The organism is Spiroplasma sp. ald (assembly GCF_044714355.1).
In the GTDB taxonomy this organism is placed as follows: Bacteria; Bacillota_I; Bacilli_A; order Mycoplasmatales; family Mycoplasmataceae; genus Spiroplasma; species Spiroplasma phoeniceum.
In genome coordinates this window covers 25,824-42,261 of the sequence record NZ_RXFY01000001.1, presented here as the reverse complement: position 1 = coordinate 42,261, position 16,438 = coordinate 25,824, and the positions used below count along the sequence as shown (strand labels likewise).

Annotated in this window: 18 protein-coding genes; 14 read left to right on the top strand and 4 right to left on the bottom strand. The window is 23.6% G+C overall.

What is annotated here, in order from left to right; translation table 4 throughout:
- The 4 genes from EHU54_RS00230 to EHU54_RS00215 form a co-directional block, all read left to right on the top strand.
- Positions 1-401: hypothetical protein (locus tag EHU54_RS00230; protein WP_400248291.1), on the top strand; the 401-nt coding region annotated here is incomplete at its 5' end.
- Positions 402-421: 20 nt separating this feature from the next.
- Positions 422-691 carry a hypothetical protein gene (locus EHU54_RS00225; protein ID WP_400248290.1) on the top strand — a complete coding sequence of 90 codons (270 nt, stop codon included), beginning with the start codon at positions 422-424 and terminating at the stop codon, positions 689-691.
- Between the two features lie 13 nt (positions 692-704).
- Positions 705-1,958: a hypothetical protein gene (locus tag EHU54_RS00220; RefSeq protein WP_400248289.1), complete on the top strand. Its 1,254-nt coding sequence runs from the start codon at positions 705-707 to the stop codon at positions 1,956-1,958.
- Positions 1,958-4,150 carry a hypothetical protein gene (locus EHU54_RS00215; protein WP_400248288.1) on the top strand — a complete coding sequence of 731 codons (2,193 nt, stop codon included), beginning with the start codon at positions 1,958-1,960 and terminating at the stop codon, positions 4,148-4,150. The genes EHU54_RS00220 and EHU54_RS00215 overlap by 1 nt, the downstream gene beginning before the upstream one ends.
- A gap of 27 nt (positions 4,151-4,177) precedes the next feature.
- Here EHU54_RS00215 and EHU54_RS00210 read toward each other — a convergent pair whose 3' ends face one another.
- Positions 4,178-4,669: a lipoprotein gene (locus EHU54_RS00210; protein ID WP_400248287.1), complete on the bottom strand. Its 492-nt coding sequence runs from the start codon at positions 4,667-4,669 to the stop codon at positions 4,178-4,180.
- 272 nt (positions 4,670-4,941) lie between these two features.
- A complete protein-coding gene (locus EHU54_RS00205; RefSeq protein WP_400248286.1) occupies positions 4,942-5,484 on the bottom strand; it encodes a hypothetical protein in 543 nt (180 codons plus the stop codon).
- A gap of 555 nt (positions 5,485-6,039) precedes the next feature.
- Here EHU54_RS00205 and EHU54_RS00200 point away from each other — a divergent pair.
- Genes EHU54_RS00200 through EHU54_RS00190 form a run of 3 tightly spaced genes read left to right on the top strand, consistent with a single transcriptional unit; the run spans position 6,040 to position 7,252 of the window.
- On the top strand, positions 6,040-6,822 hold the full coding sequence (locus tag EHU54_RS00200; RefSeq protein ID WP_400248285.1) for a ParA family protein: 783 nt from the start codon (positions 6,040-6,042) through the stop codon (positions 6,820-6,822).
- Positions 6,823-6,824: 2 nt separating this feature from the next.
- A complete protein-coding gene (locus tag EHU54_RS00195; protein WP_400248284.1) occupies positions 6,825-7,127 on the top strand; it encodes a hypothetical protein in 303 nt (100 codons plus the stop codon).
- A gap of 2 nt (positions 7,128-7,129) precedes the next feature.
- Positions 7,130-7,252: a hypothetical protein gene (locus EHU54_RS00190; RefSeq protein ID WP_400248283.1), complete on the top strand. Its 123-nt coding sequence runs from the start codon at positions 7,130-7,132 to the stop codon at positions 7,250-7,252.
- 21 nt (positions 7,253-7,273) lie between these two features.
- Here the strand turns inward: EHU54_RS00190 and EHU54_RS00185 are convergent, their stop codons facing one another.
- Complete coding sequence (locus tag EHU54_RS00185) at positions 7,274-9,010, bottom strand: hypothetical protein (RefSeq protein ID WP_400248282.1); 1,737 nt, start codon at positions 9,008-9,010, stop codon at positions 7,274-7,276.
- Positions 9,011-9,151: 141 nt separating this feature from the next.
- Positions 9,152-9,424 (bottom strand): hypothetical protein, encoded by a 273-nt coding sequence (locus EHU54_RS00180; RefSeq protein ID WP_400248281.1) that lies wholly within the window; start codon positions 9,422-9,424, stop codon positions 9,152-9,154.
- Positions 9,425-10,745: 1,321 nt separating this feature from the next.
- Between EHU54_RS00180 and EHU54_RS00175 the strand changes: the two genes are divergently transcribed.
- From EHU54_RS00175 to EHU54_RS00145, 7 genes are read left to right on the top strand one after another with little or no spacing between them, the layout of a single operon-like run.
- The gene (locus EHU54_RS00175; RefSeq protein ID WP_400248280.1) at positions 10,746-10,937 is read left to right on the top strand and encodes a hypothetical protein; all 192 of its coding nucleotides are present in this window, start codon (positions 10,746-10,748) and stop codon (positions 10,935-10,937) included.
- A 16-nt stretch (positions 10,938-10,953) separates the two neighbouring features.
- A complete protein-coding gene (locus EHU54_RS00170; protein WP_400248279.1) occupies positions 10,954-11,406 on the top strand; it encodes a hypothetical protein in 453 nt (150 codons plus the stop codon).
- A complete protein-coding gene (locus tag EHU54_RS00165) occupies positions 11,387-11,785 on the top strand; it encodes a hypothetical protein (RefSeq protein WP_400248277.1) in 399 nt (132 codons plus the stop codon). Before EHU54_RS00170 ends, EHU54_RS00165 begins: the two co-directional genes overlap by 20 nt.
- 11 nt (positions 11,786-11,796) lie before the next feature.
- A complete protein-coding gene (locus EHU54_RS00160; RefSeq protein WP_400248276.1) occupies positions 11,797-12,255 on the top strand; it encodes a hypothetical protein in 459 nt (152 codons plus the stop codon).
- Positions 12,256-12,272: 17 nt separating this feature from the next.
- Positions 12,273-13,499, top strand: a complete 1,227-nt coding sequence (locus EHU54_RS00155) for a hypothetical protein (protein WP_400248275.1) — start codon at positions 12,273-12,275, stop codon at positions 13,497-13,499.
- A 36-nt stretch (positions 13,500-13,535) separates the two neighbouring features.
- On the top strand, positions 13,536-15,131 hold the full coding sequence (locus tag EHU54_RS00150; protein ID WP_400248274.1) for a hypothetical protein: 1,596 nt from the start codon (positions 13,536-13,538) through the stop codon (positions 15,129-15,131).
- A 12-nt stretch (positions 15,132-15,143) separates the two neighbouring features.
- Complete coding sequence (locus EHU54_RS00145; protein ID WP_400248273.1) at positions 15,144-16,427, top strand: hypothetical protein; 1,284 nt, start codon at positions 15,144-15,146, stop codon at positions 16,425-16,427.
- Positions 16,428-16,438: the final 11 nt, after the last annotated feature.

The window sequence follows — 16,438 nt, the reverse complement described above, 5'->3', positions numbered from 1 at the left end:
TTGATAGTACAGTTGTGGGAATTGAAAGTACTGATGATACATTTGGTACTACTAAATATTTAGATAAATTTTATTTACAGAAAAAAGATTTACCTAAAATACCAAATAATTGAGAAGTTGTTGATACTAGTGATTTTGTTCAAGATTCTAAAGGATATAAAATTAAAAATTTTAATAAGTCAGAATATTATTATCGTTTATGGTGTTATACAACGCTTGAGATAGAACTATATATAATTACGCATATAAATTTTAAAGGTCAATTAGCAAGTGGAATATCATATGGAAATAATCCAAGTGGTTGAATTACCATTCAATTATTTTCCAACGGTGAGTTTAAATTATCATCAACATCAAATAATGTTAAAATTAAAAAATTATATATTCAAAGAAAAAAATAAATTAGAAAGGAGATGTTTTTATGCCAAAAGTAGAAGTTAAAGATGTAATTATGTTTTTGAAAATATTTGGAGTTTCATCATTGTTTTTTATCGCAGGAATTATTATTTGTTTTATAGGAGAAAAAACATTAGGTATTTCTTGACCAGCATATGTTATTGTTTCAGCAATGCTTATCGGAGCTGGAATTATCATTTTAATTATTGAAACAATTAGATTTATCAAAACACATAACAAAAACCAAAAACAAGATAATATTGAAGATGTTATTAAAAAAGAAAATACAAAATAAAGAGGTGTTATAAATGGGATTGTTACCAGCAAAAAAGAAATTAAAAAAGAGTTATGATATTGATAGTTATTATCTTAATTTAGCATCAACTATTACTAATCGTAAAAAGGTTACTGTTCAAAAGCATAATGAGATCTTAGAAAAAAGAATATGCGAAGATAATGCTAATTTTTTAAATCCGCGTGAGTTAGAAATTATCATTTATAATCCAATTACTAATCAAAAAATAGATACTAAATTAATTAATAATTTTTTAAAAATGCAGGACTTTACTAATAAGAATTGATATAACGAATATAAAATTAATAGGAATGGTAAGGGTGCATATTTTATTTTTGCTAATAATTCTAAACTTAATTTTATTACTATTGATTTTTTCAATGACCAGTATGATGAATTAGGTAATTTAGTATCTTGTACTTTTGATTATGAACCTTATATTAAAAATGACCAGAGTGTTTTTATTACTGAAAAATTAGAGATTGATTATGTAACTAAACAAGTAAAAGTTATTAGAAAGTTAAAAACACGATTATACAGTACTATTACCGACTTATATATTGATGATAAAAAATGAAATAACTATACAACTTTACAAAGAGAAGAAATATTACCACTTAATTTTATCCCGATTGAAATTATTCCTAATAATCCTAATTTTGAACCTTCTGCTCGTTATGGTAAACAATTTGCTAGTATTTTAGATATTATTGCTGAAAAGATTATGTTAGACCCATTATTAAATAGTGGTAAATTTACAATTAATACTAATGGAGTAACTGGTGTTGTTGACCAAGAAATTAGTAAAATGTTAGCTTCATTTATTGAAAATGATTTGTTATTAGTTGAAGGAGACCCTGATAGTAATTTTCAACCAGTAGACTATATCGCTGGTAATTTTAAAGGTGAACAATTAACCAAAATATATGATTGATTATTAACTAATTACTATAAAATAAATCGCCATCATGTGCCTGCTATTGCTAAGGGGGCTCAACAAACCCAAGCAGAAGTTGCTGGTGTAAATATTCAAACAAACGCATCATACGAGCAAATGATATATATTAGAGAAATTAAATTAACTGAATTTATTATTAAGTTAATTAAATATGATAATGCTATTTTAAACAGTAGAACATTCAATATTAAAAATATTGATGAGTTAATTGTTGATGTTCGCTTACCAGTAAATGCTACTTTAAACAGACAATTAAAAAACAACGAAAATATTATCAATATTCCTAACGAAGAAGGAGAACAAGAATAATGTTAAAACCATCTGAAAAAATGTTAGCACAATTAGCAGAAAATGATGAACCAATTGATTATTCAATTGATAGTATTCCGTTAGATTTTGCTAATCATTCACAGTACAGCGATCCCGACTTAGAACAATTATTTACTGAAGACCGTGCAAGAACCTTATATATTTATAAAATTAATAATCTTGTTAAGACAAAGCAAAAACCTACCTTAAACTACTCTCAAAATAGCGTTAAAATCGGTTTTATTGACAAAGATGAATATATTAAAATAACGGGTTATGAAATTAGTGATTTTAATTTTAAATTACAAATTCAGCAAAATACCACAGTTCAAAATAATAGCACAAGTTATGTAATGATTGATGAAAAAGATATTTTAATTAATGATATTTCAAAACAAGATAAAGAATTTTTAGAAACATTAGACTTAAAAATAATATCTATTAATGAGCAAATTAGTGAAGACAATAAAAATGAATGTTATATCATTGAAGAATATAAGCGCCCCTATACACCCGATGGTGTTGACATTATTAAATCTACACATTTAGTAAAAATAACTGACTTTAAATGAAAAAATCAAAATAGTATTCATTTAGTATTACAAAAATCATTGCCCGAAGATACAGTATTTACTGGGATTGAAATTAAATATCCTAAATCTATGTTATTTGGTAATATTAAATGCTGAGGCAATATCAATGGTGTTTATTCTTATCCTCCATCAAATATTGAAAACGCTAGTTTATTACCTTTACTATCAATGCCAATTGAAACAGAACCTAATTTAAGAGTATTTCAATATTGATTTACAAAAAGTTTTTTACCATGAAGTATTGCTAAAAATTACATTCAAGGTAAAGATGTATTAGAATTAATAAATAAAAATGGTTTAGATAAAGTTTTATTAAATTATTTAACATATCGCTACAATTATGACAGAAAATTTCAAGGTGCAAAATACGATGAAAAAGGTAACCCTACAAATAAAGCGGCCGAATTACGCCAACAATTTGAAGGACAAAAGCCCGAGAATGTTATTGATGGTTTATTTGAAAACTGAAAATTAGATAATTATAAATCTTTAAATGATACTGCTGTAAAAAGATTTAAACAAATTATCTATATGTTATCAAATTATACATATAGTAAGTATGCAATTAATAAAGGTTATAATGACGATGTTAAGTTATTTTCACCTTATTATTTTGAATTAATATCTAATCCAAGAGAGGTAGAAACTGGATATTGAGAATTTGAAAACTGTAAAGTTAAATTAAATTCATCATATTTTAATTTTACTGGTGGTCCCACTCCACCAACACCAACAAATTATTGAAAAGAGGTTTATCATGATGACCAGCCATTTAATCAAGTAGATAATAAATATTATTTTGCTGTATGACGGGGTAATAAAACTGATGATTGAAAAATTATTAAATTTTTAAATGATACAAATAATGAGAAAAAAATAGATGATTATAATAAATATAGTCTTGTTTTTAAACCACCACGATTTCGTTATTATACATTGTTAATTAAAGAGGGAATTATTTCTACAAATCATACTTGACATGCTGATGATGGTTCATATTTTAAATCAGTTTATCGTTGAAATGATAATAGTGAGCCTAATACACCATTTATTTCACCTAAAACAGGACAAATTACAGATTGAAATTTAAAGCAACAAACCAACATAAATAATGATAATGAAATTAAAGTAACTATTAAAAACAAAGATATTTCAGAAAACCCCATTTATCAATTAGAAGCAAATTATTTTAACTGGTTATCAATAACAAATGAATTAGAAATAAACAACATTCCTTCACTTATTCCTGCTGAAATTAAATTATCTGATGGCGAATATGGTAAGTACTTAACTAATTTAATTGTTTCTAATGATAAAATAGAAAAATATTTAAACTATTTTTCACAATGATATAGATTACTTTATTCTAAGGCGGTTTGGGCAAGTATGACTAAATATTTAGTTGAAGATAATATTAAAATAACTTTTTATAATCATCAAAAATTATTTATTTTAAATCAAATTGAAATATCCGGTATTTGAGGTTATGGAAATTATGACATTACAATTTTTACAGAAAAAGAACAAATTAATATTGATAATTTACAATTATTTAATAAAGATAATGAAAAACTATCATTAATTAAATTAGAAATATAAAAAGTCATTTTAATAAATGACTTTTTATTATGTATTAACTTTTATATTACCATTTTCATCAATAACTAAATTAGGAACATCTATATCTTTATTTCAACGATAAACTGATTTAAAATATGAACCATCATCAGCATGTCAAGTATGATTTGTAGAAATAATTCCCTCTTTAATTAACAATGTATAATAACGAAATCGTGGTGGTTTAAAAACAAGACTATATTTATTATAATCATCTATTTTTTTCTCATTATTTGTATCATTTAAAAATTTAATAATTTTTCAATCATCAGTTTTATTACCCCGTCATACAGCAAAATAATACTTATTATCAACTTTATTAAATGGTTTTTCTTGTGGAGATATTCATTCTAAAATATTTCCATTTATATTTAAATTATGCTTTTCTTTTTGCTCTTTTAATTGTTCTTCACTATATTGCGGTGTATTACAAGCAACTAAACTAGTTGTGCTTGTTCCAATTAAAGTGATTGTTCCTAAAATACTTATTATTTTTTTCATATTTTTAATTCTTTTCTATTAGTTTTTAATTTAATTAAAAATTGAAATAAATTAATTTATTTCAATTTATTTTATTAAATTTTAAAGGGTTTATTTTTTCTTCCGTAGTTAGTCTAATTAGTATTTGTTGTATATTAGATTCGTATTTTCTTCTTTTAGGTAAACTAAAATTAACTTGTACTGGATATTAATTTCTAAATTAACTAAAGGAAAATAAAAATTGGGGGTATTTGTGTTAAAAATATTTTATAAATATAATAAAATAAATTTAATTATATTTCTATATGCCCAGGAGAAAAAGGGCTTTGATGTTGTGGAGATTTAGGATAACCATTACCAGAAGTGTGTTTATTTCAAAAAACAGTTATTGTTCCTTCAAAATAATTATTAGGTTCTGTATATAAAATTGCTCTGCCTTGTCTTTCATATATACGCCCAACTCTTAAATATGAAACTAATCCTTGTCCACGATGTTGTAAATTATATAAATGTTGATTATTAAATCAAAATGATTGTAAAATACTACTATCATTAATATTTAACAAATTACCTAAAGAAGTATTTAAATTTGTTAACGAAGATAAATTAAATTTGCTTCTATTATTTTGTGTAGAATTATATAAAGTAGAATCATCAAATTGATCACCTCATAATTGTCTTTTATTTCTGTTTAAAGTTTCTAAATTATTTGTTTGTAAATAATTAATTTCACTATTTGATTTTTCTTCTTTTTGATAAGGACTAGCGGCAATTGTTGTTGGTATAGCAGTTCCACTAATAGTTAATACACTTAATAAACTTAAAAGTTTTTTCATTTTATTACTTCCTTTCTTTTATCTTGAAATTTTTTATCAAGATCCATTGAACATTATATATATATATTTATACTTAAGTCAATAATTTTTAAATCTATTTTAGAAAATAGATTGTTTAAAATGATTATTTATTGTGATTATTATTTACTAATTTGGGCTCGCGGTGATTTTCATAAGTTTGTAAAAAATAGCTTAAAGTTTAAAAAAACTTTTGCCGCGCTTTTCAAAATCTTTGGGAAAAATTCTAAGCGTTAAGCGAAGAATTTTATAAAGGTTCCCAAATTTGTTTGAAAGAACCTCAAAATTTTTTTTAACTTGTAAGTCATTTTATCACAAAATTTCAGAAAATCAACCGCTCGCCCAAAAAACAATTATATTACTTATTTTTTTGTTCAAATAAATTACTGAATTGACAATTATTTTTATATAATTTTATATATAATATTAAATAAAAGTATTTATTTTTATATAATTTTATATATAATATTAAATAAAAGTATTTATTTTTATATAATTTTATATATAATATTAAATAAAAGTAAAGGAGTAATGATTTTGAAAAAAATAACATTTGCTAATAGCAAGGGTGGTGTTGGCAAAACTACCATTACATTAAATATGATTAATATATTATCGCAGTTAAATAAAAAAATATTAGTTTTTGATATTGACCCGCAAGCAAATTTAAGCAGAGCATTATTAAATGAATATACAAGTATTAAAAATATAGAATTATGATTTAAAGATTCAACAACTGATGATTTAATCAATTCAATAATGGAATCAAAAATAAAAAATGTTTTAATTGTTCCTGCATATAAAAATTTGGTGTTAGAAACAAACGTTGCAGTTACATCTATGGGAATGGGAGAATTAATTTTAAAAAATAACTTTTCCAAGATTGAAAAAATATTAAGTAATAAAATTGATTATGTATTTTTTGATATATTTCCATCATTTAATAAAATTTTATTAAATGTATTATTGTGTTGTGATGAAATAATAATTCCCATTGAACCTCATAAATTTAGTTATGAAGGTTTTAAAACTATTAATGAACCATATAATAAAACTATAATAATGTTAAATGAATTAGGAATTAAATGTAAAAATAATATGAACTATTTTATTATTAATAAATTTCTAAACAATAAAACACATCAAGCGGTATTAGAAACTTTAAAAAAAAGTGAAATAGGTAAAAAAATATTAGATACAAAATTACCGCTATCAACAGTTAGACAAAAGGAGACCATGTTAATGAAATTTAATTCTATTACAGATAAAAATCCTATTGGAATTTTAACAAATGAATTAATACAACGGGGAATTATATAATTATGGCAGAAAAGAAAAGCTCCCTATTTGAAAATATAAAAAATAGTATAAATTCTGTTGATAAATCTTTTCCGAAACAAGACAAAATAGAAACTAACTTTAATTACATCGATAAAAACATTAATGATAAAATAAATAATATAATAACAAATAATAAAAAAATAATAAAAACTATTTCAATAGATGAAAAAACACAAATTATGCTTAATAAATTAAAAAAAATAAATTATAAAATTAATTTATCCCAGTTAGTAAGAAGAGAGGTTGCTAAAATTTATGAAGAAATAATAAAGGAAATAAAATAAATATGTATAAGTTAATAAGTTTAGATGAAGATTTAAGTAAATGTGAAAATTGTAGTTTTGTTATTCAAAAAATAGATGATAAATGATTTACTATCAATGAAGGCAATAGAAAATGTGGTAAATAAAATTGCTTAAAAGCAGTTTTTTTATATTCCCATTTTAAAACGATACGGATAAGAACCATAAAACAAAGCATCATATGGGTCATGATACATTTTACTATCTGGTGTGTTTGTTTTGGAATCGCTAAATCTTAATTCACTAATACACTTATCTAAAAATGGAAAGTTATCTAATATGCCATATATTTTGCCTTGGACAAACATTTTTCTTATTCATGTTACACGATTTATTATGCCTGCTTCTTTATTAAGGGCTGTCTGATGTTTTTTAGCTTTAAACATTTTAATTTTATAACCCAAATAAGGATAAATATCTTCTTGCAATTTTTGTATAAAATCGTGGGCATTAATATCATAATGAAATGTAGCATATTCAAAACCATCAAATTTATCAAATGTATTAATTATTCATTGTCCGTAATGTTCAACTATTTTATTTAAATTCATTGCATTTTTTGGGGTAACAACATTTTCTTCAATTAAATATTTATCATATTCATTATTTTCATTAATTTTATAGCCACTAAATAAAAACACCGTATGGTCTTCACTACCATTAGCATAATCAACCCCAATTGAATAACTATCAAATTGATACTGTTTTGTATTTGGATTATAAAAATCTTGTAAATTATACTCTTTAATATATTTACGATAATTTCGTAAAACATAAATACTGGGGTCATTGTCATTATATTCAAATCCGTAATATTCAAGTTCAAATAAGTCGGGTCGTTCTTCTTTATTTGTTAAAACAAGTTTTTTGGTAATATCAGGTATTTTATTTCAAACAGCGCCCATTGTTAATCGTAAATTAAAAATACCCAAACCATTAAATGTTTGTTTGTTTTCTGAATATACTTGGTTTTTTTCTTTTAAAATAGTTTTAATTCTTTCATTTAAAGGTAAAAATGGCGTTACAAATTTTTCATAAAAAACATGATATTTATCAAAAGGATTAAAAGTAAATTGATTAGAATATGTTTTATGAAAATATGTTGTTACATTTATGTATTGCTTTGTTGTGTTATCTCATTCTTTAAATGTTCAAGATAATTCTTTAACTGCGATATAATTGTCTAAATTATATTGTTTATTACCATCATCATCGGTATATTTTTCGTAAGACACCTTTAAACTTTTAGAACGAAACATTGAAACTCTTAAATTATTATATCTTTTATCTAATTCTTTATCAGTTAAGATTTCTTTTTCTTCGGCATGTATCATTTCATCAGTTCATGCCGATATAATACCGCTTCCTTTACCAACTTTTCCCATAATTTTATTACCATTAGCATAACCCGCAAAAGCAATACGAACACCACTGGGAAAAACAATCTCGCCACCTTCTTTAACATTTTTAGGTCAAACAATACCATTTTCATTGTCAGGTCCTATATCAATCCCATATTTATCATATAGATAATTACAAACATTAATTGTATCGCCAAATGTAGTATCTTCGTGGGTGTTGGCGTATCTTCGTAAAATATTAGATGAAGCATCGGTAAAATTACAAGCAAAAAATAATTTTTCTGCTAAATGATTTCATGTTTTATTAGTACCACGTCCCGCTGAAACAAATTTAAAAAAACAATTCGTCGTAAAATATCGGGCATAACTATCACCAACAAAATCTTTAAATACTTCTCAATCAAAACCAAAATTATAGTCACTAAAATTCAAATCATATTTTTTATTTAAATGTTCATAACTAGTAATTCGTGGTTTATTATTAATTTTTTTAAAGTCTTGCATTTTGAAATAACCTCTTTTTTTAATTTTTTATGATATAATGAAATTGTTAGAAATTAAAACTAACAAAAGAAATAATTAATAAATTAAGATAAATTGTAAAAAATTTAAATATTAAGAATTATCTTACTCAGATAATTTTTTTTATTTGTTATTTATAATTTTATTAATTAACATTGAGGCAAATTTTTTATCTAATTTTTCTCGGGGTAATAATTTTTTTGTTTTAAAGTTTAGAAACAAATATTGATTGGCAAGTTGTAAATTTTTTTCTGATTGTTTTATTAATTTAGAGATTAATTGATACTGTTTTTCGGTACATTGTTTGTTAGTAAAGATTTCATCAGAAATATTTTTTCAACCCCTTTTACAAATGATATTTTGTTGGTTTATTTTATGTCAGTTAAATTTAGCCATCCTTAGCACCTTTATTTTTAATTTATTTTTTTATTAGTTGTTATTTATTTCTATTTTATTTTTTAACACAAATACCCCCTGAGATGTGTCCCCTGTAGTTAATTAAGAAATCCAAATCCAGTTCTTAAACAGTCAGCCACTGCTACCCACACGATTTTATTTTTATTCTTGTTATTAAATGTCATGAATACGCCACTACGCGTTTAACTTAATCAAAGTCTTTAATTTATAAATCGCAAAAAACAAGTTTACAGTTGTGTAGCATCTTTTAGTCCAATGGTAGCAGCTTACTCCAATAATTTTTAAGAAAATCTTTATTTAGTTTTTTGGGTTCTAAATAAGCAAAAATTATTAAATTTTTTTAATTTATTCACAACAACAAATTAAAAATAGTTAATTGTTGCATTAAATACAATTAACTATCTGAAAAAAATATTATATAAATTACTTATAAAAAGTTTTCTTTTTAAATAAAAAGATTAAACTATAATTAATTTTAATATTTACTCCAAATTCAATTGTATTTATAACAATTTAAATACTAAGAATTATAATTTAATTCTTAACACAAATTAATTATAACAAAAAAATATTTTTTAGTAAAACTAATTTAATTTTTATTATAATTAATTTGTAGACAAGAGTTGCATCATACAATTATTTAGGGAATTTAAATTAATATCTTAAAAATTATATAAATACACTTACTTACTAAAAATATATTATTTTAAAATTTGTACCTTTATTTTTTTATGATAAAAAATTATTAGTTGCAAGTAAAATATTTTTTTGTCTACTTGTTAAAAAAAACGCCTTAATCTTTTAAGGCGTTTTTTATTGTATATATTTTATTTAATGTTATAATTCATGTAGGTATTGCAACTAATACTTACAAAAAACAGCTGATTTTACTCCAAATTCAATTGGCTGTTTTTTTGTTTTTAACAATAAAATTTAAAAATTTTATTGTTATTTTTAATTTTTATGTTAAAATAATATCATTAACGGTTATACTATAAGTTAATTGTTAATATTTAAATTGTTATAAATACAATTGAATTTGGAGTAAATATTAAAATTAATTATAGTTTAATCTTTTTATTTTAATTAATTTTTAAAAGTATAGTTGTTGGGGTCTTATTTACCTTACTTAATTTTTGTTAAATAAATAATAATTTTAAAAGAGATAAATTTAAAAAATAATTAATTTACAGATATTTGAATTGTATTTATGCAATTTCTTTTAATTTTTTATAAATTAATTATTTTTTAATTATAAATGATTATTTATTTAAATTTTTTTAAAATAGGAGGAAAATATATGCGTTTTGTAATGTGTTATAAAATTGCTGATTGTTGGAAACCAATAAAAGATGAAAACAATAATTTTATAATTGAAAAAGTATTAAATAATAGAAAAACAGACCTAAAAATAACACGATTAAAATGCAATTTAAAAATTATCGATAATTGATTTTATTTTGTTGAAAAATATAAAACAAAAGAAATATAACCTATTTTGGATAAAAATGACTAAATATATTATTGCAATTGACCCTGCTGGAATTGGTCAAACTGGTATTATTATTTATAATGTTTTGCAAAAGAAAATAATTAATAATATTACTTTTAATTCTAAAAATGAAGAAGAAGCAATAAATAATATTTATTTAATATTAAATCAATTTAAAAATAAAATTTGTTCTTATTTAAATAAAGTTATTGTAATAATTGAAGATTATCAACTTCATAAAGGTTTAAAAATAAAAAATCCATTATCTACTCCTAAATTCATTGGTGGTTTAAAAGTTTTATGCAAATATCTATTTAATTTAAATTATGTTTTACAATCGCCAGTTGTTAAGAAAAATTATATTTATAAAGGAAATATTAAAATGTCAGAGCACGAACACGATGCTTGAAAACATTTACAGTATTTTCTAACAAAAGGAGTTGATAAAAATGTCACAAACAAAAAGTAATTTACCTAAAAAATCAGTAACTAATAAAACTAAAATAAAAAATAAAAGGATTAATAAATTGGAATTAACTGTTAGATTACATGAAAATCCGATTAAAACCAAAATTAAAGCACTAGTTGCTGGTGGTGTTGAAGTTGATGCTTGTTCGGCTAAATGTCAATGAGACGGATTAAATTACTCAACATTATCAATATATAACCCATCTATTTTAACTGAGTTTTTAAAATTAAAAAAAGATGATGAGATAAAAATTAAAGGCTCAGTATTTAATCAGTTAAATATAAAAACTAAACGCTATTTTTTATCTTTTAGAGTAGATAGTTTTGAAATTATACAAAAAGCAATTAAAAAAAGAACAAATACAAATATTAAAAAATAGGAGGAAAAACAATGGCATTAAAAAATGTAAAATATGTTCTTATTAATGAAAATAATGAACCTATTAAAAATGAATATGGTAGTTTAGATATTAAAACTGCTGAAATTATTTTAGAAAATAATGCTGAAGTTGAAGAATTTAATGCAAGTAATTTAGAAAATAATAATCAGCAAATCAACGAACTACAAACAAAAAATATTGAATTAACTTCACAAATTGAACAACAAACAATTCAATTAAAACAAATTGAAGTAATTTACTTTATTAATTCTTTAACTGATAATGAAGAATTTAAAAATGTTTTATTAAAGTCTTATGATATTACTGATGATATTGAAATCATTAAAACACAATTGCAAAGTGTTTATGATGAATTAATTAAGGTACAAACAGTTAATACTGGTGGCGTACCAAAAGTAGAAAACAAAGAAAACAATATTTTAGATACAGACAATGTATTTAATAAATAGAAAGAAGGAAGTAAATTATGGCACAAAACCCACAAAGAATTTTCGGAGATATTGCTAATCAAGCAACAAAACAAGACCGAGAAACATTTGAACAATGATATTTACAAACTTACCAACAAAAATTTAGTTGAGAAGCATTATTTGCGTGAAAAGAAGCCAATAAGTTTGGTTTAACATATAAAAGAAAGAAAAATATTAAATATAATGAGGGTTTGGGAGCAAACGGTCAAGTATTTAATACTGATGATACCCTACTAAAATATTCAACAGTGGAATTTGAAGATGGCATTGTTGAATTAGATACAATTTTAACTTTTGCTCGTAAATTAGACCCCGTAGAAAGTGATTTTAATCCTAATCTTTGGGCTGCTGATATTGAGCAAGCAATGGATACTGAGGTTGCTTATAAACGCAATAAAATTTTAGAAATTATTAATAAAGGAACAGTTACAACTATTCAAGGGCAAAAAGCAGATGATACTAATGCTTTACAAATTCACGATGAAATTATGGATAAAATATATGAAAATGGTTTTACTCCATCAGAAACAGTTGTATTGGGTTCGGCTGATTTTATTCGTGGAATTCGTAATAAATTACAGTTACAACTTGGAGCAAACGACCAAATAAATAGCGTAATTGCAACAAGTGGAGCAATGAAAACTGTTGAAGGAACAACATACTATATGGTTCCTAAAAAATTACCAATTATTAATAAAGATGGTTCAGAAGGAACAATTGAATTATTACCAAATGGAGTTAATGCAATTGCTTTTAAATTTAGCAAAAAATATGACCCTCTTATTTTACGCAAAAAAGACCATACCCCATTAAGGGTTGGCGCTGCTGCGTTAGGTACTGGAATGGGTAATACTTTGATTATGGAAAGAGTTTTATATTTAGGTGGAGCAGTAGTTGAACCTAAGGGAATTATTAAACATATTGTTACAAAAACTGATATTAGTAAAATTAATAAATTAGATAAACCAACTATTCATGTTGCAGACCCAACAAAAGCAACATCAGAGCAGTTAAAACCACAATTTAAAGATGTTGTTTTAAAAGCAGTTAAAACCGTAGATAGTTCTTTAACTGAAAATGATTTTGATTACTTTATTGAAAGTAAAGGTGAAGATTGACCAATTAATATTACAAATGATAAAACTGTTGAAGTTCAAATTGAAGGTAAAAACAACGCTACTGGTCAAACAAATCCGATTGATGTTAAAATTAAAAATTCTTAATAGTACTAAAAAATAGTACTTTTTCGTTTGATAGATATGCCAATTGGAACATCTAAAACAGTCCTTATTTATGCTGTTAAAAAAAATCCAACTAGATTGTCAATCCAACAACAAGAAAAAAGTTTTGGTTTACAGTTATTAGAATTTTTAGGAATTCAAGTTTTAGCCCTTGGTTTATCAGTTTTAACTGGTGGTGTAGCATCTGCAGTTGGTCTTGGTGCGGGATTATCTAATTTTGCCGCAGCATTTATCTCGTTTGGAGTAGAAACAGCAACCAATTTTGCTGTAAATCAAATATACGATAAATTAACATCAGAAGTAACAGCAAAAAGTACTGCCTTAAATTTGTTACCAGCAATTGGTGGTATTGGAAAATTAACGCGTGCTGCTCGCACAACTAGAATTTTAAAATTAGCAAAAGAAACTAAATTACTTGAAAAATTAGGTGTAATAACTGCTAATAATTTAGAAGATGTTGTAAAACAAGTTACGGGTAAAAAGGTTTTATCTGATAAATTAATATTTGATTTTACAAAGCAGGCTAATAATGAAACTTTATTATATACAATTGGAAAATTAGCCCGAAATGATTTTTATAAGGGTTTTAAAGTTTCTAATTTAGAAACAATTAATAATTTATTAAAAATTGAAAAAAATATTCAAAAAATAAGTCCTACATTAGTTCAAAAAATACCACGCGTAAATGAAAAAAATGCTAATAAATGATTGTCTGAATATGGATTAAATATTGATAAAATAAGCAAAATTAATACTAATGAGTGATATAACATTATGACTAATCTTCATAAAAAAGGTGTTGGTAAAAACCTACTATTAAATGCTAATTTAATGCGTGGTAGCAAAGTATACAATAATAAATTATTAAATATCTTGTACCAAACACCAATTAAATTAAATAAAATTTTAAATCATTTAAACCCAAATTTTTATATTCAAAAAGTAACTAAAAAATTATTAGTCCCAATTGAAAAACAAATAATTGCTATTAAACAAAAAGTAATTAATAAAATTACTGATAAAACTAAAAAAATATTATCTAAATTTGAAACTAAGGCTATTAAAAAAGGCCAATTATTACCTTTTGCCTATGGTTCTGATGTTTTTTTAGCAGTAAAAATTGTTCCTTTATCAGTTGCGGGTGAAGTTGCTTTAACAATATATTATAAAAATCTGCAATATGCCCCTATTGTTGTTATGACAACTTTAATCAAAGCAGAAAAGTTTATTTTGGCTCCTGAACCTTTTAAATTTTATATGAACAGTGAGTGGTTTATTGGCTGAGGATTTAAAAAAACAAGTTTATTTAATTTAGTTTCTTTTATTCCACTTGCTTATCAACAAGTAGTAAAAGATAGCTTTAAAATATATCGGACAATTGCTAAGATATTAAAAATGCAAGAACAACTTAAAAATAACTTTAATAAAGATAAATTGTTAAATATGCTAGAAGATAGTGCGGTTACTAGTTTATTGGGTAATGGACTAGTATTTCAAACATACAAACAACTAAGAACAAAACAAGATTTAAACAAAACAATTAAAACAAAAACATTACTAAATAGTAAAAAATTTATATTAAAGAAAATATATTCTAAAAAAATTAAATGATAAGGAGATGATTAAGTGTTAAATGAATTATGACAAAATGTTACTTTGGAAAATTATAATAATTTTATTCCAATGACAGGTAAAATTACACAAGTTCCAACTCGATATAATAAGTTCTTTAAAGGTGATGTAGAATTATGATTTAAAACATTTGCTTTAAGAGCTCAAAATATGATTAATTCATATTTAAACTATCCATTTTCAAAATTAAAATTTGAAACATTTAAAGACGCATTATTAAAGAAAATTTGTATTAATATGGTATTTATTACTGTTGAGCATTGAACATTTAACCGCATTCCAATTGAATTTTTTACTTCAGCAAGTATGAATCTTGGTGATATTAACTATTCATCTCAAAATGACCCTATGACAACATGACAAGGTCTATTGCCTACCTATGCAAAATCATTGGCTAATTTAACAACTTTAAAGAAAATGTTTCGTACTTTTCAAGAAGAAGGTATTGATTTAACTACGATAGATTTAGAAGCATATTATACACAATTAGAAGTTGATGCTTTAATAGAAAAAGAAAAAACTAAGATTGACAATAAAAGTATTATTAAAAATAACAATAATGAAATAAATGTTCCGTTTGATAATGATACTATTTATGAAGAAAATGGTGTCTGAAAAGCAAAACAAAGTACTGTTATTAAAATTGATAATAAAACAATTATTAAAAATACTGCTGATGAATTAATGGTTTCAGATTTAAAACAAAATAAAATAACTTTATTACCTAATAGTAGTGGTCGTGCTAATGCTGATTTTAATGCTGAAAACGGGGAATTAAGAATTTGAGACCCTAGTTTTGAAGGTGGTAAAAATACTGCTGATTATATGATTGTTGATAGTACAGTTGTGGGAATTGAAAGTACTGATGATACATTTGGTACTACTAAATATTTAGATAAATTTTATTTACAGAAAAAAGATTTACCTAAAATACCAAATGATTGAGAATTAGTTAATACTAGTGATTTTAAACCTAATGATACTCAATATATTTTGCCAGTTACTCCTAATGGAATATATAAATATAAAGTTGAATTAGGATATTTAAAAGAAAACAAAACTATTTATAAAAGTTCATTAATTTTTAGTGAAAAAGGATTTGATAAAAATTATGATGTAGTAGTTGGAAATACCTTTCAATTTTCAGGGTTACCTATTTTTACAATATCTATTAGTTTAAGAAAAGGTTATCAAAATGCTGTTATTAGTTTATTAAATCAAAATGGCGTTAAACATGAAATGCAAACATTAAGTATTGAAAGAAAAAGAATAAGTTAGAAAGGAGTTTT